The sequence below is a fragment of the Nocardioides jensenii JCM 1364 = NBRC 14755 genome (assembly GCF_001552535.1).
Taxonomy (GTDB): Bacteria; Actinomycetota; Actinomycetes; order Propionibacteriales; family Nocardioidaceae; genus Nocardioides; species Nocardioides jensenii.
Genome location: NZ_BCRJ01000058.1, coordinates 16,018 through 36,142, shown reverse-complemented (window position 1 = coordinate 36,142; position 20,125 = coordinate 16,018). Strand labels below are relative to the sequence as shown.

Below are 20,125 nucleotides of genomic sequence, written 5' to 3'. Positions count from 1 at the left end.
CCCTAGTTCGCCGCGATGTCGCCGTGCTCGTCGCGCAGCTGACGCTTGAGGATCTTGCCGCTGGGGTTCTTCGGCAGGGCGTCGGCGATCACGACGTACTTCGGCGTCTTGTAGCCGGCCAGCACTGATCGGGTGTGCTCGATGACCTGCTCGGAGGTGAGCGCCGCGTCGGGCCTGGGTACGACGACCGCGGCCACGGCCTCGACCCAGGTCGGGTGGCTGACCCCGAAGACCGCGACCTCCGCGACCCCGTCGAGGGTGTAGATCGCCTCCTCGACCTCCCGGCTGGCGAGGTTCTCCCCACCCGTCTTGATCATGTCCTTCTTCCGGTCGACCACGAACAGTCGGCCGTCGTCATCGACGTACCCCAGGTCCCCGGAGTGGAACCATCCGTTGCGGAAGGCCTCGGCGGTCTTGGCGTCGTCGTGGTAGTAGCCCAGCGTGGCGTGCGGGGAGCGGTGCACGATCTCGCCGACCGTGCCCGCGGGCACCGTCTCGTCTGCCTCGTCGACGATGCGGGTCTCGACGTTGAGTGCCTGGCGCCCGGCGGATCCGGCACGCGAGAGCTGCTCGTCGGGCCCCAGGATCGTGGCCAGCGGCGCCATCTCGGTCTGGCCGTAGAAGTTCCACAGGTCGACCTCGGGCAGCCGCTCGCGGATCTCCTTGAGCACCTCGACCGGCATCGCCGACGCGCCGTAGTAGCCCTTGCGCAGCGAGGACAGGTCGGTGGAGTCGAAGTCGGGGTGACGCAGCAGGGCGATCCAGATCGTCGGGGGAGCGAAGAACTTGGTGACCCTCTCGGTGGCGATGGTGCGCAGGATCGACGCCGGGTCGGGGCCGGGCAGGATGATGCTGGTGGCGCCGAGGTAGACGTCGGGTCCGAGGAAGCAGTCGAGCTGGGCGCAGTGGTAGAGCGGCAGGGTGTGCAGCTCGATGTCGTCGGCCGACATCGACCCGTCGATGACGCACGAGACGTACTGCCACATCAGGGAGCGGCTCGAGAGCAGCGCGCCCTTGGGCCGCGACTCGGTGCCGGAGGTGTACATCAGTCGGATCGGGTCGTCGTCGGCCACGACCACCTCGGGTGGGGTGCCGTCGTGCTCGAGCCAGGTGCGTACGTCGGTCCAGCCGGACGGTGGCTGCGTCCCCATCACGACTCGACGGGTGACGCTTCCCCCCGACGTCATCGCGTCCTCCGCGGTCGGGACGAGCGCGCCCTCGACGACGAAGGTCTCGGCTCCGCTGTGGTCGAGAATGAAACCGATCTCATCGGCGCCGAGCATGAAGTTCACCGGCACCAGGATCGCGCCGAGTCTGGCCGTGGCGAAGGAGAGCACCGCGAACTGCCAGCAGTTGTGGGAGAGCAGCGCGACCCGGTCGCCCTTGACGATGCCGTCCGTCGCCATGCCGGCCGCCGTACGGTCCACCAGGTCGGCGAACTCGGCGAACGTGAGCCTGGTCTGGCTCTCCGGATCCGGGCCGTCCACGATCGCGATGCGGTCGGGGGAGCGCTGGGCGGTGCGCCGCGGCAGGTTGCCGAGACTGTGCTGGCGGGCCGAGTCGATCACGGAGGCGGCGTCTGCGGTCATGGCCCCAGTCTGCCCGAGCCCGCAACTGGGCGACCTGCGACGGGCCCGACTCTCAGCCTCGACGATGGGCGGCGACCCGTTCCCGTGGCTCGCCGGAGGCCAGCAGCACCTGCTGTTCGCGGGATTCGGCGAGCAGCAGCTCCCCGGCCGGGGCCGACTCGTCGAGAGCCAGCGCGAAGAGCCGTTTCGCGGACCTGACCGCGCTGGTGCTGTTGGCAGCGATCTGGCGGGCCAGCTCGAGCGCCTCGGCCCGGGGGTCATCGGCGGTGCGGGTGACGAGCCCGAGGTCGGCGGCCTCGGAGCCGTCGACCTGGCGACCTGTGTAGACCAGCTCTCGGGCCACGTCGCCGGGCACCAGCTCGCGCAGGAGCGGGAATCCGCCCATGTCCGGCACCAGACCCCAGCGTGCCTCCATCACCGAGAGCCGGGTGGCGGGGTGGGCGATGCGGATGTCGGCACCCAGGGCGATCTGGATGCCGCCGCCGAGCACCACGCCGTGCAGCGCGGCGATCACGGGCATCGGCAGGGTGTGCCAGCCCCAGGCCACGTGCTGGAAGAGGTTGGCCTCACCGTGGGTGCGTCGCTCGAGGTCGGCGACGTTGCCCGGGTCTCCGAGGAAGGCCAGGTCGATACCAGCGCAGAACGCTCGCCCGGCGCCGGACAGCACGACCACGTCGACGTCGTCCCGCTCACCCAGTTCGGTGACGGTGTCGCTGATCGCGTCGAACATCGCGCCGTCGAGGGCGTTCATCTTGTCCGGACGGTTCAGTACGACGTCCGCGACACCGGCGTTGATCTCGAGGGTGACCCTGGGTTCCATGCGACCAGCGTGCCAGACCTGCCGAGCGCCGCCAGCCGGTGGCCGTCAGTCGGCGGAGGCCTCGATCCTGTCGTAGCCCGGCTGCTCGACCGCCCGCTCGTTGCAGTCGATCTCCTCGGGGTCATCGAAGATCCGTTTCCCGGAGAAGCATCCGATCCGGAAGACCTCGGTGTCGCCCCGGTAGAAGATGAGACTCACCCCGGCCACGACGGTGCGCTCCTCCTCGTTGATCCGGTTCGCCCTCAGCCCGCGTACGTCGACCTGCGGGAACCCGCGTTCCTGTGGCTCGACCACGACCTCCCAACCGTCGTGGTACTCGACGCCGTCGAGGTCGAACGCCTCGCCCTCGGCCACCTGGACCGGGCCGTCGCCGCCGTCGGACTCGAAGCCGCGGGCGACCAGGAACGCGACTCCCGCCGAACAGGCAAGCAGCACCGTCGCAGCGATCGCGATCAGCACGACCTTGGACTGGTTGCCAGGCCGGGCCGGTCGCGGGGTGAAGGACTGTTCGGGTGAGGCTCGGCGAGGGTCGGGCTGCTGGGGCATGGGCGCGACCGTACCCACACCGGCCGGAGGAAGACCAGAGCACCCCGCGCGGGCACCGAGAATCCGCAGCTCGGGAGCGATGGCCCGGAAATCAGCGAGGACCTCATCGCGGATAGCGTGGGGAGCATGGTCAATCGACTCAGTGACGCGACCTCGCCGTACCTCCTTCAACACAAGGACAACCCCGTTGAGTGGTGGGAGTGGTCACCCGAGCCATTCGCCGAGGCGCGTGAACGCGACGTGCCGATCCTGCTCAGCGTCGGGTACGCCGCGTGCCACTGGTGCCAGGTGATTTCACGCTCGCTCAAGAATTGGCCTGAAACTGCAAAACCACAAGTCAGGGGCACTGCCTCGGTTTGTTCCGGCCCGGCGAGAATCGCCGTTTGACACCGACTCCCGGCGAGTTTGTATCGGAGTTTGTATCGCTCGCGGCCCCGTCACTGGTCAGCCAGTGGTGGCCGATCCCGGCATCAGAGGTACCTGCGCACCGCGCTGGCGAAGTCTGGAACGCCTGCGTCGGCCAGGCGTACGAGCAGGTCCTCCATCTCCAAGGTAGGGCTGGAGTAGTCCTCGATGAGCCGGCGTAGAACGCCCACGGTCGGCCCTGGATACAGGTCGAGCTGGTCGAGGAGGAACTTGTCTGGATGAACGATCTCGATGTCGTAGGGGTCGACGCTCTCATCGGGGAAGTCCTTGAGGTTGAACGTCACCAGCACTTCGCAGTTCGCACGGATCCCGGCAGCGAGAACATGCCGATCCTTCGGGTCGTTCGTCATTCTGCCGACCAGGTTCTCGAAACCAGTGACCGTCGCGTCCGGGAACGCCTGGCTCATGGCGGTCACGCGTCGCTTGACGCTCGCCTCCGGAATGCCGTACTCGACCAGGTTCGTCGACAGTTCCTCCAGGATCTGGTCTGACCACAGCGGTCGAAACAGTCCGCGCTCGGCCATTCCCAAGATGACATCGTTGAGGTGGAAGCCGAATAGGACGTTGGTGTCGAAGAGTGCTGGAAAGGCCGCCACTCAGCGCTCAGTCTCTGAAGACCGGTTCAGTGAGGGCACGCCCTTCGGCAACTTGTCGTAGTGCTCGATCGAGTCCTTCGCGAGTTCGGCCAACGTTGAGCGGCGTTCGGCTTGGGCGCGTGTCTGGTACGCGACTACGTCTCGAAGCGTCACTCGGCGATGGCGGCCAACCAGCTCGAACTCGATCTCGCCGGCCTGCAGGATTTTGACGAAGGTTGGGCGAGACATGCCGAGGAAGTCGGCGGCCTCCTGGGTGGTGAGCTTCGCCGCGTAGGGGAGGATCGAGATGCCGTCGCCGAGGGCCAAGACGTTCGCGGCCTCTTCGAGTACCTGGAACAGTTCAGCCGGAATCGGCACCTGCTTGCCGTCGGGACCCACAAGCATCGCGTGCCCGGGCTCGTCGAGGGTGACGTTGATGCTGTTCATTAGCTGGGCGAACTGGAGCAACTCCTCGCGCTCGTGGTCAGGCAGGTACGTCTTTGACTGCCGCAGTCTGGCGGTCTTTTCTACGGTGGCCATGGCACAACCATACTCGAAATATTCGAAAAGCGAATGTGCCCGAATCAGGCACCGATCATCGCCCGCGCGGCATTGGTGTTGCACATATGCAACGCCTTCGTAGTCTGTTGAGATGGACCTTGCCGAGCGCATCTCGACCCTCCGCCGCGTCAACGGGCTCAGCGCCCGTCAGCTCGCGGCGCTGGTCGACGTCGCCCCGACGACGGTGACCCGAATCGAGTCCGGTGCGGTGAGTCGTCGTTCGACCTGGCGCAGGAGATCCTGAGCGTCTTGGGGGAGCCGATCGGCTTCACCGGGGTTGCCGACAGGGCCGCGATCGCTGCCGCGAGGCTGGCGCTCGACCCGGCCCTCGACATCGCGGTGGTGCCGGGTGTCGAGGTATGCCAGCAGCGATGGGGGCGCATGGGTCTCGTCGATTCCTCCGGTCGCGTGGTGCCCGGCAAGGTGGCGGCCCTGCTGTTCCGTGCTGGTCGTGCTGCACGTCTGACACGTCGCCCAGGCGCCGTTGACTTCAACGCGGGGATGAGTGCCCACGAGATCGCCGCACAGTTCGCGGAGTCCGGTGTCGACTACGCGCTGACAGGTGACGCGGGAACGAACCTCTACCACTCCAGCGCTGGCGAAGCGTGGCCGGTGTTCTACGTCGAGGATGTCGCCCGCGCTGCAGAAGCAGCGGGCATCAGTCGAAAGGAGTCCGGCTCGTTCGGCATGAGAGTCACCCTGATCCCGTTCGACGGCGTCAGTGAGCTCGGCCGGACCAGGATCGACGACATCAAGGTTGTTGCGCTGGACCAGGTGATAGTTGACGCCTATGGCGGTATCGACCGTATGGCGGAGCAGGCCGACATCTTGCTCGGGCGGCGAGTGGCGTGAGCGAGTTCAAGGCTCCTCGTACCGAGATCGAATGGTGCCGCCGCGCGACCATCAATGTCGTCAGCGTTCTCCCGGTGAGCCATGGGCGGGCCAAGTCCACCTTCGGCACCCTCGTAGACCCCGCCGAGATCGACCGCGTCTTCGACCTCTGGCGCGACGCCCTCCCTGACTGAGTCAACCGAGTGCGGTGGACAGAACTGTGGGCGGCACCCCAGATTCAGGTACCGCCCACAGTCGGGTGAGCGTCAGCCGTTCTCGGTGACGGTCGTGTTCGGGTGCCGCTGCGCGGTGCCCTTAGTGACGTACTTGCCACTGATCGCGGACCGGTAAGCCGTGCCCGAACTCTTGTTGCGGCCGCTGCTGACGACGGTGGTGCGGGGGGACCGCGCCGCCGTTGCCTTGGTGACGTAGCGGCCGCTGATCGCACTGCGGGCGCTTCCTCTTGAACTTCCCGAACGAGCCATTAGAACCCTCCTCAGGGTTTCGCGCGTCCGCAAATCGAGTAGTCTTCTCGTTGTCTAGGCGTGAGGGTTCTTCGATTCGCTTCTGCGAGTTGAGGAGCCTCACCTTTGTGGGGCTCCATCAGTTGCTCCGTTCGAGCACCTGACATCCATGTATAGGTCGCGGCTCTCGACCTACCCCCCAGACTTCGGGCGAGAATTTCCGGTCGCCTTTCCGTGAGTCGCAGCACGGGCTACGACCTTGGACGCAGCGGTCACCGTGACCGACCTCCTGGCGGCTGCAGCCTTCTTCGTTCCGAACGAGCTGCGCTCGAGTGACTTCTTGATGTCCTTGCTCACCCTGCTCGCCTCTTCTTCATTCGCTGCCTCTCGTTATAGAGCATCCTCTCGACGGTCTTCTCCGTGACGTCTAAGTCGACGGCGATCTCAGCCTGCGAACGACCGGCCGCGCTGAGTATCATCGCCCGCTTCACCCGGGGGTCTTTCACCTCGGCCAGTGCCTGCTCGATGATCGAGCGATCGGCGACAGAGCGAGCGAAGTCCTCTGTGCGCGCCCCAGACAGATCGAGCAGTAGGTCGTTGTCGTCCACACGACTGGCGTTCCTGAATCTGGCCTCGTTGCCGTACCAGTGCCGGTAGATGTTCGCAAAGCGGATGATGCCCTGGCCTATGAAGAAGGTGCGGAGATTGGCACCCTTGGTGCTGTCCCACTTCCTCTTCATCAGGACGTCAACCCGGAAGTGATAGAGCGCCTTCGCGACAGTCTCGCCCTTGATCTCCTCGATCTCGTCGAACGTGAAGGGGCGGTCCAGTACCGGGAGTCCGTAGCCGCGCGCTCGGCACTTCTCGAAGATGGTCTTACGGAACATCCATGCCCCGAAGACAGCCAGACCGTACCTAGCGAGTTCGGTCTCGAAGTACTCGTAGTCCGGGCCTTCGAAGTTCTGGAGCGCCAGCGTCGTCACCAAGTCAACGTCACCAGCAAGCCGGTCGACGCTGTCAGCGAGGTGTCGGTGCTCAGGGTCGCGCAGCCAGTCTGACGGCACCGGCATGGGCCGCGATGAGCGTTGTAATGGATCGCTTGAGGCGCCGGGGTCCCCCGGCTCGCGCTTGGGCTCGGAAGCCATAGCGTCTCCTCAATCTGTCGGCGACGTCCACGAGCAAGCTCGTCGATGTCCCCTCTTAAGTGCCGCTGCTGGCCCTACCCCCCAACTTTTCTGAGACTACTTTTTTGGGGTCGCGAACCGTCGAGTTCATTGTCCCAAACGCCACCGACATTGCGCTGGATCACGTGGGGCGGTATGGAACCGGGTGGCGCACCTGAGCACATCGGCGATCGGCCTAAGGAGCACGTCCGCGAGCGCGGCGGCGTCCTCGTCACCGTCGACGAGTAATGCGGGCGACGCAACAGGCACGGCGCAGTTCCCCGGCAGCTCGGGCCTCACGCGACGTCCCCAGGCCCCCTAGCCATAGCCAGGGCTGACCTGTCCGGAGCCAATTTTCTCCGCCGAAAGAGGTGTGAGATCACTTTGGAGTATCCCCGCACACCGAACGGGTATGACACATACCAGTTTGCTCCGCATGGCCGCCCGGACCTCGATGCTGCTGATGCAGCAGCGCGCCGACCGCCCTGGCCCCTTCCACTTCGCCTTCGCTGTGCGAGAGGTGCTGCGAATGCTCGGTGTGGTGTAGTCGGCTCGACGGCAGTGGATGCCGGGTGGTCACCGACGGGTGGTCATGCCGAGCTGCGACGGCGCTTGGGCTGGGGGAGCAGGTCAGTGATGGTGAGCTCCTCCCGACCGGGCGCAACGAGAGTCGCCAGCGCGGCCTCGGTCATCGCCATACGCCGCTCCTCCCAAGCCAAGAGTTGATCGAGGCGCCAGCGGTCGGGGTGGGTCATCACGGGCGCGGGCACGAGCGAGCGGTCCTTGAGGTTCTGGTAGCCCTTGGTCTTGCCCCAGTCGTAGCGACGGATCACGTCGCTGGCGTGCAGGAAGACGTGGCGCGGATCTTCGTCCATCGTGGTCACACCCCCTTCGGTCGACCGATGACGGGCTGGGAGGAGAGCCGCTGCGCCCGGATGTAGCGCCGCAGGTCACCGACCGTCGTGTAGAGGCGTCGGCCGATCTTGAAGAACTCCGGGCCGGTTCCCGTCTGTCGCCACCAACGGACGGTGTTGACCGGGGCCATCAAGATCTCGGCAACGTCGTCGAGCGTCAGCAGCTCGTCCTCGTGACGGGCGTGAAAGGGGATCTCGGTGTTGTTGTGCATGGTTCCTCCTGGTTTGGCGCGGGTCCGTTTAATCCGCTGCTGACAGGTAGGTGTGCGGGCGGTGCCAACCAAAGGGCCGAATACACCTGATCAGATATCGTCGAATGATGGATCGGGCCTATCTGCTCGAAGTTGCGCGGCGGGAGCGCGGTCTGACGCAGGCTCAGCTCGCCAAGCAATCCGGTACGTCGCAGGCAGCGCTCTCGGCATATGAACGCGGGTTGAAGTCGCCGAGCCTGAAGGTTGCGTCGCGGATCCTGGAAGCCGCCGGATTCGATCTCAACCTTCGGGTCCACATCGACTGGAAAGAGCACCACCCGACAGGCATCGTCGCGTTCTGGGCGCCGAACATGCTGTGGACCGTCGAGACGCCCGACTGCTTTGCGACGCTGTCGATGCCCGACTTCATCCGGAACACCGGGATGCGGGACTGGGATATGCGCGACCGCGAGCAACGCAAGGGTGCCTATGAGCAACTGATCCGGCGAGGCTTGCCGTCACAGATGATCCGCTGGATGGACGGGGCTCTGCTCGTCGATGCGTGGGACGAGCTGGATCTGCCAGATCCGGTGCGCGAGGTGTGGAGGTGGCCAATCCGGTTGGCTCTGGAGCAGGTGACATCCAACGCGTTGTCGTTCTCCTCCGACACCTCGACCGCGTCGATCCGGGGATATGAGCCGCTTCCGCCTCCGCCACCGCCTGTGCGGCCGAAGCAACGACGCACTCGGTTTGACCCCCGGCCGCCCGAGTAATGGAGGGTCCACAACCTCCGGGCCGGGCGTCGTCCTCCTGGGATTCGGCGACGCCGTGAGTGGCCCGACGCTGGCTCTGCCGACCGATAACATTGGCCACTAAGTCGCAAGTCTCTGCCGCAACCGAGGAGTGAGCCGCGTGACGAACTACTTCATGGTCGGGACCATCCATGGCGGGTGGCATGGCCAGGGAGCGCGGGAAATGCTCGACGACTGGATTGCAGCGGGCGACTGGGTCTTGGGGTGGCACGATCTGGAGTCGGATCCGAGCTACCAAAAGCAGGTGCCGAACCTCGCGCTGATGGGGGTGGGCGATGTGCTCATCGCCAAGCAGATGAACAACGACTTCAAGACGATGCTCGTCAAGGCGATCGGCGTCGTGACGGAGCCGTCGGTCGACGGCCACAGCGTGGGAGTGAACTGGGTCGGCGACTTCAGATCGTCTCCGGTCACGCTCCCGAGCTCGTACCGGCAGACGGTGACCAAGGTGTCCGATACTCCGAAGTCGAGGGCGCTGATCAGGGACCACATTCTTCCGCTTCTCGGTGACTCGCTGCAGACCTGAGCACAGGCGTCACAGGCCGAGACCGGGAGCCGACGACCGATTCGGCGGGCGGTAGGCGGGCTCCGGCGCGGGCCGACGTGGCGGCCCGGGTGGCCGGATCGCAGGACGACGCTGCCGAACCTGCGGCCCGTAGCGGTCGATCGCCTCGACGGCCAGTCCACGAGCATGCGACGGGCCCAGATCAGCACGGTCGCGCCCGAACACGTCGATCCACTGCCGACGCGCATCCTCGACGGACTCGGCGACGAGGTGGGCGACGTTGCGTTCCCGGCCCCGGGTCATCCCGACGTACGCCGACGCGGCGCCGCTGTGGTCACCGATGAGGACGTGGGAAGTGGCGACCGTCGAGCCTTGGGCGCCGTACGCCGTGGTCGCGTAGGCAAGCTCGACGTGCTCGTGGACGTAGGCCGGTGGCAGGACGCGCTGTCCGTTCTCGCCCCTGATGTTGAGCCCGGCAGCCGACCAATCGATCACGGTCCAAATCTCCCGGTTGGCGACACCGACCTCGGCGTCGTTGTGGCGAGTCGCGATCGTGTCCCCTCGGCCGATCTGTTCACCTGCGGCTGTGACGACGGAGTCGACTGCCTGGGCGGTGACCACCCGCAGGCGATGGGCGGCGTGGTTGATCCGGCCGACCTGCTCGCGGGTGTCGGCGACGACGAGCTCACCTCGCGATGCCTTCACAGCGAGGAGGTCCTGGCGCTCGACGTCGCTGGCGTGGATTACGACGCCGCCACGGCGTACGAGTTCGTCGAAGACTTCTCCCGGCTTGGCGCCGGAGCGCATCCGGAGCGACAGGTCGGCGTACGCCGGATCGGTGAAGCGGTGGACGCCGCCGTACTCGACGCACCGATCCGGGGCATAGCGCGCGGCAAGGTCGAGGACGCCTCCGCGGCCGACGGCCGGGAGCTGGTGCCGGTCGCCGATCAACGCCACTTGGGCGCCGCCGGCGTCAGCGAGGGCGAGAAGGGCGCGGGCGCTGTCCTGGTCGAGCATGCCAGCCTCGTCGACGACGAGGAGCGTGCGGCTGTCGAGCGGGGGAGCGGAGGGCGACGGCTGGGTCCGGCTCCAGTGGCCTTCGTCGTCCCAGCGGAGGCCGTGCTCGTGGAGCAGTTTGGCGACGGCGCGGGTCTCACTGCCGACCTCACCGGCCGCAACCTGGGCCGCCTTGCGGGTCGGGGTGACCACGACCATCCGACCGCCGCGTGCCTCGACCTGTTCGCGGGTGGCGGCGAGTCGACGCGTCTTGCCTGCTCCAGCGGCGCCTTCGACCACGGTCATCTTCTCGCGTTCGGCGCTGCGGATGATCTGGGCGACCAGGTCGAACGCCACCGCCAACACCTCAGGCGAGCTCAGCGCCCGGACATGCTCGGCAGCATCGTCACGGTCCACCAACGGGATGCAGGCGGAGACCGCCCGCGCGGTCAGATCCTCGGCGAGCTCATGTCGTACGGCGCCACGGGCGACCACGTCGCTGGCCGCGATCAGCTTCTCGACCTCGCCGCGTATGTCGGCGGCGTTCCACGCGGAGTGCTGGGCACCGAGCCGGTCGATGGCGCGCTTGGCCAGAGCGTCCCGATCGAGCAAGCCGATCGGAGTCCAGCTCGCGCTGGCTCGCCGCGTCGGCAGGTGGAAGCCGAGCTCGATGAGTTCATCGATCCAGCGGTTGCGCAGGTCGGCTCCCGAAACCGGGACGACCTTGTCGGGCCGGGCGTCGGCCCAGGCTCGGCGATCCCACGCCTGCCGGATCGCGGGGCCGGGCTCTTCGCCGGGGTGGTCACGGCGCCACTGTGCTTCGTACCGGTCAATGTTCGCCTCGATCTGCTTCGACCGCGCGCTGAACTTGCTGGCGTACGGCGCCAGTTCAGTGACCTCGCCGCTCTCGGGATCGAGGGTGTAGCCGTGCGCTGCGACGGCCGCTCGGAACTCCGGGTTGGTCATCACAGCTGCGTGCCCGATGCCGTTGATGGCCTCGAGGCTGTCGCGGACGCCGACGGTGTGCAGGCCACGCCACGCGTCGTGCGCCCAGACGCGGGCGTTGATCTGGAGATGCAGGTGCCGATGCGGGTCGCCGGCGCGTGAGCTGAAGTGGCGTACGACGGCCGCCTCGATCTGCTCCACCGGAACCTGTACCTGGCGGCCGCACGGCCCGACCCGCGTTGTGGTGTGTTCGGCGAGCCAGCCGATGATCTCCTCGGCCGCCGCCATCTGGGCCGCGTCGTAGGCCGCGGCCACATCGTCGTGGAGCGCTGCCGCGAGCGACCAGGTCTTCGGGCCGTTGACGGTGACCTCGACGAACCGCACGGCCTGGCCGTCGGTACGCAGCCGACCCTTCGCCGCGCCGGTCTCGACGTCGAACCCTGCGACCCACTGCTCGTACGTGTCTCCGTCCATGTCGGCTCGGCGCTCGACGCCGTCCAGGCTCGCGGTGAAACGCATGGCGACGCCGCTGCCCTCGGTGAGGTAGTAGTCGTCGGCACGCGACCGGTCCGCCTCGACGTAGTGCCGGGCTGCGGCTGCGGCTCCGTGGTAGATCTTCATGCCACCGTGCACGAAAACACCTCCGTCAACAACCGTCAACAACTATGAAAGCCCTTGTCAGCAAGGAGATTCGCCCGGCTGGGGTACCTACTTTCGTAGCATGCGTGCCGCCTGATGAGGAGGGTGAGAAGACGGGTAGGAGGCAGGGAAATGGGAGCCATGAATGGTTGGTGATGAAGGTCGAGGGAGTCGGGAGGATGGCCTGAAGGGGCGATGCAGGATCAGCACAGGGTGGAGCGGTGACGATCGCGCCATGTTTCGATCAGTCGGCGTCCTCGCGTTCGGGAGCCGCTCAAATTTTCTCTACGGCGTCGAGAACGTCGAACCCGTCCCTTGTGGATCGGAAATGGAAAGGGCAAGAGAGCGAGATTTGTGCACGCTCCTGTCAGTCGGCCTGAGCGGGATCGTCGTCGCCGTCCGCCGTCGGAACCTCTGGACCGCTCGCAGCCTCGGCCTCTTGGCGACGCCGCGCGCGTACGCGTTCCAAACCGGTGAGGGCGTACTCGATTCTCGCATTGAGATCGTCGGCATCTACGCGCCGATCGAAGTAGACATTCGGGTTGTGCCGATCCAGGAGCTCGGGATTCTCGGGTATGCGGTCGAGCACCTCGTCGACGCCAAGCATGTCCTCGATGGTGCCCTCCGAGAAGTCGCCCATCGACGTCCAGGATTCCTCGCCGTTGCTGGCCTGCCCGAGCGGGATCAACAGTCCTAATACCTCCTGAAGATCCCACGCGCCCGAGTCGATGGCCTCCCAAAGTAACTCGCGGGTCTCGGCTGGCTCGGCAAGGTGGAAGTGGTCGTAGAGGAACGACAGGAGCCGAGGATGAGATCTGGCCGGCTGGCTGGCGAACTCGCGGATCCCGCGCGCAAGAGCGTCGGCGACTGGAGTCTTCGCGCCCGCCGCCCACGGGTGTGGTGTGTCGGATTCCTTCAACGCCATCCGCACGGTGTCTGCAGCCAGCGCGAGAGACGCCGGGTCGGCAGCAGCCAGCGCCTCGATGAGGCTGCCGGCGATCGACGGGTCAGTCTGGTCGAGCACGTCCACTGCGAGGCCAATGATGCTGAAGTTTGGTGATAGTCCGAAGGGGCCGCTCTTCTGCTCCATCGCTGATAGGTAGATGTTGCCAAGGAGCGGAAGGGTTGTAGAAGCGGGCAACGGCGACGCTTGGTGTTCTCGGCGCAACTTCCGCAAGGCGGGCGAGGCGTCGTCGCTCATCCGGTGCACAAGCTCGGTGATCGCCGGGCCCAGCTCGCCGGCCCGCAGTTCGTCAGCGGCAGCTCTGACCGTCGCCTCGGCCAGATCTGACTCCGGGACCCCGATCTGGACGTAGCGGTCGAAGTGTTCGGAGGTCCCAACTCCCATCCTCTGGGTGACGTCCTCTTGGTAGGACGAGCCAACGTATTGCGTGCCTTCCTTGGCGCCGCGGATGTAGATGAACAGGTCTGCCAAGAGGTTCTCGATTGCGGCCGGATACCGTGGCTCAGCAGCGGCGATCCGTTGCTTCCAGCGCGCCCATCGGTCCTGCGGCGATTCCTGACGCGTTCCGAAGTTGAACGAAGAAGCCTGCTGAAGGATCTCCGCACGATGATCGACGACGAGGTCGAGTGTCCGGCGCTCGAAGACTCGCAGGAAGGTGATGGCGACGAAGTCGGCAAAGTCGACCTCTCCGGCGACGTCCGGCCACGTGGCGTCGACCTGGGTGAAGAGCCTCTTCACTGAGCGCGGTTGGTCCAAGTAGATCGCCAAGCAGTCCTGCCAGACTCGTTGCATCCGTCGGTTTGCGCCGGCTGTCAGCGTGATGCCACGGCGTGCGCAGATCTCATCGATCGCCGCGTTCGCTAGCGCGGCTTGCTGCTCGGCGAGCATGGGAGGAATCTCCAGTCGTACCTGGATGATCTTCTCCAGGTACTGCTGAGCGCGGCCTGAACCCTTGCCCACCAGGTCGGTCGCTTCGAGCAGGTCAGTGAGGGTTGCCTCGTCGTACGCGAGCAGGTAGTAGACGTTGGGCAGCCGTCCAAGAAGGCGCACGAGCTTGAACGTGTACAGGAGCTCATCGGGCGCCAAGCGATCGAGATCGTCCAGCACCATGAGCACGGGCTTATCGATCTTCTTCAGCCCCTCGGCCGCGACTTCGCGCAGGCGGGCCGGACTGCGATTCCCGGTGATCACCGCGCCAACAGCTCCGATTGCGCCCGATCCGTCCACGCCAGCGACGCCCCCAGCCGCCCCGAGTGGCGCTGCCTTCGAGACCCACTCGCCGACCGTCGCGCGCCATTCCTTCCCTAGAACTTCCTCAGGAACTGCGTCGCGCAAGGACGCGAAGAAGCCCGCTGCGGAGCCGGCAAAGTCTGAATAGGCCCAAGGGTTGTGGTGCCCGATGTACCAGTCGCTACTCGCCAAGTCCGTCTCGATCTGGCCCAGAAGGCTGGATTTCCCTGATCCCCAAGGGCCAACAAGGCCCACGACCGCGCTCTCGGTCTCTTCGGCCAGGTCTCGAATCGCACGCGCCAATTGGGTAGCTAACCGCTTCCGATTCAGCACGTCGCGTTCCAGGCCGTCTGCGTCGTCTGCGTAGAGAGACTGTGTCTTGCGATCGAGGGTTCGAGGTGTGCGGACCTCGCTCGCCTTCTTGTGGCTGAACCTCACGCCACTTCCTCCGGGGCCGCTGTTCGCTTGATGCCGTTCAGCGTCTCGACGATGACCTCGACATCGGCATCGGGGAAGAAGTAGTCGGGGCCTGTCGGGGCGTGATCCGTGTACGGCGACTCGAAGAGACGGGCCGGTTCCATGACGCCGTTCTTAGTGAGCTCGTCGACGATCAGGTTCACGAAGCGGATCTGGTCGGCGGAGAACGTGGTGCCGTCCAGATACGTCTCGAACGCTTCCGTGGCCGCGGTTCGGTCAAGGCCGACAAGCTGACGGACGAAGATGCCGAGGCCGCCCTGCTCGGTGGCCCAGGCGATGTCGACCTGCTGGCCGCCGGACGCGACGAGCATCTGCTCGAGCTCGGTGAGGTCGATGGCCGTGAGCTGTTTGTTACGACGCAACCGCTGGAGCGCGAGGTTCTCGAGATGCTCGCGAAGATACGCCTCGGCCTTGGCGCGGAAGCGCTCGAAGTTCGTGCCGGGCGTCACGCCGGGCAGCACGACCTCGATCCCTGGGCCGATGGTGTCTTCGAAGTCGGTGTAGATCGGGTTGCGTTGGGTCTTCTCGATGAACCGGACGAGTCCGCGGAGGCGCAGGCGAGCGAGTTCGAGCATGGGGAGGGTGACGTCGATCCACCACTCGTCGCCGGCGACCGACTCCAGCAGGACGGCCTGCTCGGCGACGCTGGGAATGGTCGTCTTCCCGAGCAGCGCGGCGGCGATCCGCTGTGCAGTCTCACGCAGGCGCTCTGCCAGCACGGCGTCACCGTCGAGTTGGGCGAGCTGGCGGCGCAGGATCAGCAGGTCGAGCCGCTTGGCGTCCTCGTCGTCGTCACGGACCGAGGACGGCAGTCCGGCGAGCCCAAGCAAGTCTTCGGTGTCCTCTGGCTTCAACGCTTTCCACGCGTCGGCGGAGGCGAACTTCTCGACCGCCTTGCGGTGAGGTCTCACGACGAAGTTGTCGAGGTTCATCCCTACGACGACCTCGTGGAGCGTCGCAGCGGTCGACTTCCGCAGGTCGGGCTCGTCATCAGACAGCGCGGTCACAAGACCGAGCCTGGCCTCGAAGAGCCGCTGGGAGAGCGACCTCTGGATCTGACCCTGCGAGCCGGGCAGGTCCTGGCTGAAGTATTCGAGGTTGCCGCAGAAGTCGAAGACGAGGAAGTCCTGCTTGTCCTCGCCGGGCCCGAACAAGTCGAGACACAGCCGGGTGCCGCGGCCGATCATCTGCCAGAACTTCGACTTCGAGCGCACCATCTTGAAGAAGACGAGGTTCACGACCTCGGGCACGTCGATGCCCGTGTCCAGCATGTCGACACTGATCGCGATGTGCGGAGCCTTGTCCTTGACCGAGAAGTCGTCGATCAGCGACTGCGCGTATGGTGTTCCGTGGGTGATGACGCGTGCGAAGTGCCCGGCGAGTTCGGGGTAGGCGAGGTTGAAGCGCTTCTCGATGAACTCGGCGTGTTTCTGGCTCTTGGCGAAGATGATCGTCTTGCCCAGCCGATCGCCGCTGGCGACCTTGTACCCCTGCACCATGAGGGTTTCGAGCACTTTGTCGACGGTGTCCTCGTTGAACAGGAAGCGGTTGAGCTCCTCGGCCCCGACCTCGTCGGGAGGTCCGTCATCGCCCCAATCGAGGGCGTCCCACTCGTCCTTCTCCTGCTCGGTGAGGTCGTCGTACTTGATGCCCGAGCGGAGGAACTGAGTGCCGACGCTGATGCCCTTCGGCGGCACCAGGTAGCCGGCTTCAACGGCTTCGTCCAACGAGTAGTTGTCTGTGGGGACGCCGTCTTCGAGGTGGAACAGCCGGTAGGTGTTGTGGTCGACCTCGTCCTTCGGAGTCGCGGTAAGCCCGATGAGCAGGGAATCGAAGTAGTCGAAGATGGCGCCGTACTTGGCATAAACGGAGCGGTGGGCCTCATCGATCACGATGAGGTCGAAGTAGCCCGGGCCGAAGCGACGAAGGCCGCCGTCGACCTCGTTGATGAGGTTCATCATGGTTGGGTAGGTCGAGACGTAGACGCGTCCCTCGATGGCCTTCTCAGTCACGAGGTTGACCGTCGTGGAGCCGGGCAGATGTTCCTTGAAGGCGTTGGCGGACTGGTTGACCAGGGCGGTGCGGTCGGCGAGGAACAGCACTCGCTTGACCCAGTTCGCTCTCTGCAACAGGTCAACGAGCGCGATGGTGGTGCGGGTCTTGCCGGATCCGGTCGCCATGACCAGGAGCGCCTCGCGTTGCTTGCGGTCGAACGCATCGCCCACTGCCTTTATGGCTCGCACCTGATAGGGCCGCCCGGCGATGTCGGTGTTCACTGGTGCCGACGAGAGCGAGAGCTTGGTCTGGCGACGCTGGATGAGCAGTTCCAGTTCGTCGCGGGTGTAGAACCCCTGGACCTCGCGCGGCGGGTAGCCGCCGGCATCGTCCCAGATCCGGTGCTCGTAACCGTTGGTGTAGAAGATCACCGGGCGGCGGCCGAACTGCTTCTCCAGGCAGTCGGCGTAGAGCTTGGCCTGCTGCTGGCCGACCTCGGGTGACTTGGAGGTGCGCTTGGCCTCGACCACCGCCAGTGGCAGTCCGTCGGCACCCCACAGGACGTAGTCGACGAATCCCTTGCCCTCGGCGTTGGGCATGCCGTTGACTGGGTACTCGCGGTCGTGCTCGTCATCCAGCGTCCACCCGGCCTCGTGGAGGAGGACGTCGATGAACAGGTCGCGGGCGGCTGCCTCGTCATAGTCGCGCGTGTCCGGGGCAGCGGCCACTTGCGCTGCTGCGATTTGGGCCTGGAGTTCAGCGACCTCGGCCTCGTGGGCGGCCAGTCGCTCGTCCTTCTCGGCCAGTTCGCGGGCGTGGGCCTCGTCCTGGGCCTTGAACTTCGCCGCGAGCCGTGTCACGTCCTCGCGAGACAGGGGCGCGGCCTTGGCGGCGATGGCTGGATCGAACTGTGCCTGCAAAGGCACCGAGCCCGGCTGCGGGGAGTGGTGGTACGACGTCCACACGACGACGTTGAACAGCTCGCGCAGCACGGCAAGCGACACGTCAGGCCGGATCTGCCGGTTTTCGTGGACGGCTGTGTTGGCGATACGCCGAATCGCGGTCAACTTCTGCGTGATGCCCTGAGGCACCTTCGCCTTGAAAGCGGCGTCGCTGATCTTCGCTGCCAGGTCGTCGCGATAGGGGATCGGGAGTGACAGGACGTCATAGAGGTAGCCGACCAGCTCCTCGACGACTCGTCGGCTGTAGAAGCATGCCGAGCGGGGATCCGATGACAGGTACGACTCAGCTCGGGCGCAGTCGTCGTGGAGTGACGGCAGCGTCTGTCGAACGAAGTCGAAGTTGCCCATGCGGTCGCTCAGTCCTCGTCGATGCCGAAGTGATCCGCGAGACGCTCCAGAGTGAACTCTTGTCGGAGCTTGCACGCGCTGTGTGTGCTCGCGAAGAGGCCCTTCTCCCAGAAACCGCCCTCCAGCGGCCGGGAGTCGATCCACTCGACGGGGACAATCCACTCGGCGAGGTCATCAGCGACCGAAGGGTCTGCGCCGTAGTAGCCCTGCAGGGGCTGGTCGACGAGGGATTGCCACTCCCCGCCTACCCTGACCTGCGCTTCCTCGAAGCGAACCGCAGGGCCGAGCACCCGACCGACAGCGACGTAGCGCATGGGCGCGGCGTTCACCCAGACCCGTGCACCGTTGGGCAGCGACCGCATGCCCTGTGACCACATCTTGCCGCCGCCTCCGCAGACGAAGCCCCAATGTCGTCCGTCGTCCCACACCCGCTGACCGCCGGCGAAGGTCACGTACCAGTCCTTGCCGTTCCATCCGGCACGCTTGCTCTTCTTGCTGCCGGACGGCGCCGCCACGGTCGCTTCGTCAGAGGAGGAGAGCCACGATCGGGCCAGGTAGCGACGGCCGTCATCTTCGAGATAGGAGAAGTAGACAGCGTTGACGGGCACGCCAAGGCTACGAAGGTAGGTGACGATCCGCTCGGAACTCGCGTCGAGCTCGGCGGCCACGATGGTGAGGCAGAGGTCGCCGTTGAGCTCGTCGGGCGGGGCGCTTCCGAAGACGTCCTCGAAGGCGGCCTCGAACGGTTGGTCGAGGTGCTTGGTGGCGATGTCGATGATGTCGTCGCGGGAGAGCGTCGATACCCACGATCCGTAGTCGAGGACCTGCGCGACGACCTCCCTTGGAGTCTTGTCCCGCTTGAGCTCCAGCAGATTCAGGTTGCCGTCGGCGTCGACCGCGAGCAGGTCGAGGCGCGCGCCGAACGGCGCAATCACCTCGCTGCCGATGACCAGCAGACGCTCGCCCAGCAGAGACGGGTCACGCTTGAGGAATTCGTGCAGATCCTTCTCGGCAGGCAGCACGGACGTCGTCAGTGGCTTCGGCTCCTCGCCGTCGATCCGCCACATCCTCATCTCAACCGGCATGTGTCACAACTCCCCTCGGAAGGCACGGGACTCAAGGGATTCGAACAACTCGTTCCCGGCAACCACGCTGCGCCGCAGGGCGGCTCGGTGGACGTTCACTATTGCCATCTGCGATTCGTACCGAGATTGTTCCTCCACCGCCGGGACTGGGATCGAGAACTTGGCCAGCTCGGTGATCTGCAGGTGCTTGAGTGCGTTGCCCTTCCCCATGCCATTCATCAGGCGCTGCACCCGCGAGAGCGTCAAATACCCGACCAGGTATCGGGGTCTCAAGTCTTGACGTGGCCGCACTACGGCGACGGATTGGTTGATGCAAAATGGCTCGGTCGTGTCGACAACGGCGCATCGACCGATCGTCCCGTCCTTCGTGATTAGCACGTCGCCTTTGCGCGGTCGAGACTTGTCAGTCAGTGCATTGAACTCATCCCGGGTAGTGAAGGCGCCTCCGACTAGGTCGATGTCTTGGTTGCGGACGCTCTTCGCTGTGACAATCGGAATGCCAGCCGACACGTGGGACATGGGATTCGTGAATCCATATGTAATCCGCTCAACTACGTCCTCCAAACAGACAATCGTTGTCTTCGATCTGCTTGACGAGCCGTCGCCAAAGAGACTGATGAAGATCGATTGTGCAAGGGCATCGAGGTGAGCGAGTTGCTCGCTGCGCCTGGCTCGCAGGGCGTCGACGTGGTCGAGAATCGCCGCGATGCGGCGCTGCTCGGGGAGCGGTGGGAGTGCGACGTTGAGCCGGTAGACGTCGTCTCGGTTCAGTCCGGGCACTGCGGCGGACTTGTTCATCGTCTCCATACGGAGCGACTTGAGCATCCAGTAGGCCCACCGCCGATCGAGGTCATCGCGCTTCGGTTTGACGAAGTACGCGGTGTCGATCGGCCATGCAGGCCCGTCGATCCAAGTAACGCTGCCAATGCTGCCCTTGCGGCCCACGACGATAGTTGGAGAGTCGGTGATTCCAGTGGAGTGGCCGCCGACGATGCCGCCGGATCCGACAACCGGAACGTTGCCGCCGTCGCGATCGGACCCCTTGAGTGCCTTCCCATACGACAGCTCCAGAATGTCTCCCACCGCT

General features: G+C 65.5%; 19 protein-coding genes. 6 read left to right on the top strand and 13 right to left on the bottom strand.

Features of this window, described 5'->3' with window-relative positions; translation table 11 throughout:
* Positions 1–2 precede the first annotated feature (2 nt).
* The 3 genes from NJ4_RS13250 to NJ4_RS13240 are packed head-to-tail and all read right to left on the bottom strand — an operon-like array spanning position 3 to position 2,955.
* Entirely contained in the window at positions 3–1,589 is a 1,587-nt protein-coding gene (locus NJ4_RS13250) for an acyl-CoA synthetase (RefSeq protein WP_067435740.1), read from the bottom strand.
* A 52-nt stretch (positions 1,590–1,641) separates the two neighbouring features.
* Positions 1,642–2,409 (bottom strand): crotonase/enoyl-CoA hydratase family protein, encoded by a 768-nt coding sequence (locus NJ4_RS13245; RefSeq protein ID WP_067435738.1) that lies wholly within the window; start codon positions 2,407–2,409, stop codon positions 1,642–1,644.
* A 45-nt stretch (positions 2,410–2,454) separates the two neighbouring features.
* Positions 2,455–2,955, bottom strand: a complete 501-nt coding sequence (locus tag NJ4_RS13240) for a hypothetical protein (protein WP_067435735.1) — start codon at positions 2,953–2,955, stop codon at positions 2,455–2,457.
* Between the two features lie 126 nt (positions 2,956–3,081).
* Here NJ4_RS13240 and NJ4_RS25195 point away from each other — a divergent pair, with 126 nt between their 5' ends.
* Positions 3,082–3,342, top strand: a complete 261-nt coding sequence (locus NJ4_RS25195) for a DUF255 domain-containing protein (RefSeq protein WP_082748551.1) — start codon at positions 3,082–3,084, stop codon at positions 3,340–3,342.
* A gap of 83 nt (positions 3,343–3,425) precedes the next feature.
* Here the strand turns inward: NJ4_RS25195 and NJ4_RS13235 are convergent, their stop codons facing one another.
* Together NJ4_RS13235 and NJ4_RS13230 are read right to left on the bottom strand one after the other, a co-directional pair.
* The gene (locus NJ4_RS13235) at positions 3,426–3,977 is read right to left on the bottom strand and encodes a PIN domain-containing protein (RefSeq protein WP_067435732.1); all 552 of its coding nucleotides are present in this window, start codon (positions 3,975–3,977) and stop codon (positions 3,426–3,428) included.
* On the bottom strand, positions 3,978–4,496 hold the full coding sequence (locus tag NJ4_RS13230) for an excisionase family DNA-binding protein (RefSeq protein ID WP_169799257.1): 519 nt from the start codon (positions 4,494–4,496) through the stop codon (positions 3,978–3,980).
* Between the two features lie 112 nt (positions 4,497–4,608).
* On the opposite strand from NJ4_RS13230, the gene NJ4_RS25690 reads away from it, so the two are divergent.
* Genes NJ4_RS25690 through NJ4_RS25685 form a run of 3 tightly spaced genes read left to right on the top strand, consistent with a single transcriptional unit; the run spans position 4,609 to position 5,542 of the window.
* Positions 4,609–4,761, top strand: a complete 153-nt coding sequence (locus NJ4_RS25690) for a helix-turn-helix domain-containing protein (RefSeq protein WP_157551122.1) — start codon at positions 4,609–4,611, stop codon at positions 4,759–4,761.
* A 5-nt stretch (positions 4,762–4,766) separates the two neighbouring features.
* Positions 4,767–5,369, top strand: coding sequence for a hypothetical protein (locus NJ4_RS13225; RefSeq protein WP_067435727.1), 603 nt, complete (start codon positions 4,767–4,769; stop codon positions 5,367–5,369).
* A complete protein-coding gene (locus tag NJ4_RS25685; protein ID WP_157551121.1) occupies positions 5,366–5,542 on the top strand; it encodes a hypothetical protein in 177 nt (58 codons plus the stop codon). The genes NJ4_RS13225 and NJ4_RS25685 overlap by 4 nt, the downstream gene beginning before the upstream one ends.
* A 623-nt stretch (positions 5,543–6,165) precedes the next feature.
* Here NJ4_RS25685 and NJ4_RS13220 read toward each other — a convergent pair.
* The 3 genes from NJ4_RS13220 to NJ4_RS13210 form a co-directional block, all read right to left on the bottom strand.
* A complete protein-coding gene (locus NJ4_RS13220) occupies positions 6,166–6,957 on the bottom strand; it encodes a sigma-70 RNA polymerase sigma factor region 4 domain-containing protein (protein ID WP_157551120.1) in 792 nt (263 codons plus the stop codon).
* A gap of 608 nt (positions 6,958–7,565) precedes the next feature.
* A complete protein-coding gene (locus NJ4_RS13215; protein ID WP_067435852.1) occupies positions 7,566–7,850 on the bottom strand; it encodes a hypothetical protein in 285 nt (94 codons plus the stop codon).
* 5 nt (positions 7,851–7,855) lie between these two features.
* A complete protein-coding gene (locus NJ4_RS13210) occupies positions 7,856–8,101 on the bottom strand; it encodes a helix-turn-helix domain-containing protein (protein WP_067435722.1) in 246 nt (81 codons plus the stop codon).
* Between the two features lie 107 nt (positions 8,102–8,208).
* Between NJ4_RS13210 and NJ4_RS13205 the strand changes: the two genes are divergently transcribed.
* Both NJ4_RS13205 and NJ4_RS13200 read left to right on the top strand, forming a co-directional pair.
* Entirely contained in the window at positions 8,209–8,853 is a 645-nt protein-coding gene (locus NJ4_RS13205; RefSeq protein ID WP_169799256.1) for a helix-turn-helix domain-containing protein, read from the top strand.
* 139 nt (positions 8,854–8,992) lie between these two features.
* Positions 8,993–9,418, top strand: coding sequence for a hypothetical protein (locus tag NJ4_RS13200; RefSeq protein WP_157551119.1), 426 nt, complete (start codon positions 8,993–8,995; stop codon positions 9,416–9,418).
* A gap of 9 nt (positions 9,419–9,427) precedes the next feature.
* Here the strand turns inward: NJ4_RS13200 and mobF are convergent, their stop codons facing one another.
* The 5 genes from mobF to NJ4_RS13175 all read right to left on the bottom strand — a co-directional run bounded on the left by mobF (position 9,428) and on the right by NJ4_RS13175 (position 20,121).
* Positions 9,428–11,959 carry a MobF family relaxase gene (mobF, locus tag NJ4_RS13195; protein WP_245644558.1) on the bottom strand — a complete coding sequence of 844 codons (2,532 nt, stop codon included), beginning with the start codon at positions 11,957–11,959 and terminating at the stop codon, positions 9,428–9,430.
* Between the two features lie 385 nt (positions 11,960–12,344).
* Positions 12,345–14,609 (bottom strand): KAP family P-loop NTPase fold protein, encoded by a 2,265-nt coding sequence (locus NJ4_RS13190; protein WP_067435711.1) that lies wholly within the window; start codon positions 14,607–14,609, stop codon positions 12,345–12,347.
* Positions 14,606–17,953: a DEAD/DEAH box helicase family protein gene (locus NJ4_RS13185; RefSeq protein WP_067435709.1), complete on the bottom strand. Its 3,348-nt coding sequence runs from the start codon at positions 17,951–17,953 to the stop codon at positions 14,606–14,608. Before NJ4_RS13185 ends, NJ4_RS13190 begins: the two co-directional genes overlap by 4 nt.
* Before the next feature lie 8 nt (positions 17,954–17,961).
* Positions 17,962–19,038: a PDDEXK family nuclease gene (locus tag NJ4_RS13180; protein ID WP_067435706.1), complete on the bottom strand. Its 1,077-nt coding sequence runs from the start codon at positions 19,036–19,038 to the stop codon at positions 17,962–17,964.
* 3 nt (positions 19,039–19,041) lie between these two features.
* Positions 19,042–20,121, bottom strand: a complete 1,080-nt coding sequence (locus NJ4_RS13175; RefSeq protein ID WP_169799255.1) for a restriction endonuclease subunit S — start codon at positions 20,119–20,121, stop codon at positions 19,042–19,044.
* Positions 20,122–20,125 lie beyond the last annotated feature (4 nt).

What these genes read in the sequence shown, in the direction of transcription:
- NJ4_RS13250 (WP_067435740.1), bottom strand. Translation starts at nt 1,589, where the DNA reads ATGACCGCAGACGCCGCCTCCGTGATCGACTCGGCCCGCCAGCACAGT.
- NJ4_RS13245 (WP_067435738.1), bottom strand. Translation starts at nt 2,409, where the DNA reads ATGGAACCCAGGGTCACCCTCGAGATCAACGCCGGTGTCGCGGACGTC.
- NJ4_RS13240 (WP_067435735.1), bottom strand. Translation starts at nt 2,955, where the DNA reads ATGCCCCAGCAGCCCGACCCTCGCCGAGCCTCACCCGAACAGTCCTTC.
- NJ4_RS25195 (WP_082748551.1), top strand. Translation starts at nt 3,082, where the DNA reads ATGGTCAATCGACTCAGTGACGCGACCTCGCCGTACCTCCTTCAACAC.
- NJ4_RS13230 (WP_169799257.1), bottom strand. Translation starts at nt 4,496, where the DNA reads ATGGCCACCGTAGAAAAGACCGCCAGACTGCGGCAGTCAAAGACGTAC.
- NJ4_RS25690 (WP_157551122.1), top strand. Translation starts at nt 4,609, where the DNA reads ATGGACCTTGCCGAGCGCATCTCGACCCTCCGCCGCGTCAACGGGCTC.
- NJ4_RS13220 (WP_157551120.1), bottom strand. Translation starts at nt 6,957, where the DNA reads ATGGCTTCCGAGCCCAAGCGCGAGCCGGGGGACCCCGGCGCCTCAAGC.
- NJ4_RS13215 (WP_067435852.1), bottom strand. Translation starts at nt 7,850, where the DNA reads ATGGACGAAGATCCGCGCCACGTCTTCCTGCACGCCAGCGACGTGATC.
- NJ4_RS13210 (WP_067435722.1), bottom strand. Translation starts at nt 8,101, where the DNA reads ATGCACAACAACACCGAGATCCCCTTTCACGCCCGTCACGAGGACGAG.
- NJ4_RS13205 (WP_169799256.1), top strand. Translation starts at nt 8,209, where the DNA reads ATGGATCGGGCCTATCTGCTCGAAGTTGCGCGGCGGGAGCGCGGTCTG.
- mobF (WP_245644558.1), bottom strand. Translation starts at nt 11,959, where the DNA reads ATGAAGATCTACCACGGAGCCGCAGCCGCAGCCCGGCACTACGTCGAG.
- NJ4_RS13185 (WP_067435709.1), bottom strand. Translation starts at nt 17,953, where the DNA reads ATGGGCAACTTCGACTTCGTTCGACAGACGCTGCCGTCACTCCACGAC.
- NJ4_RS13180 (WP_067435706.1), bottom strand. Translation starts at nt 19,038, where the DNA reads ATGCCGGTTGAGATGAGGATGTGGCGGATCGACGGCGAGGAGCCGAAG.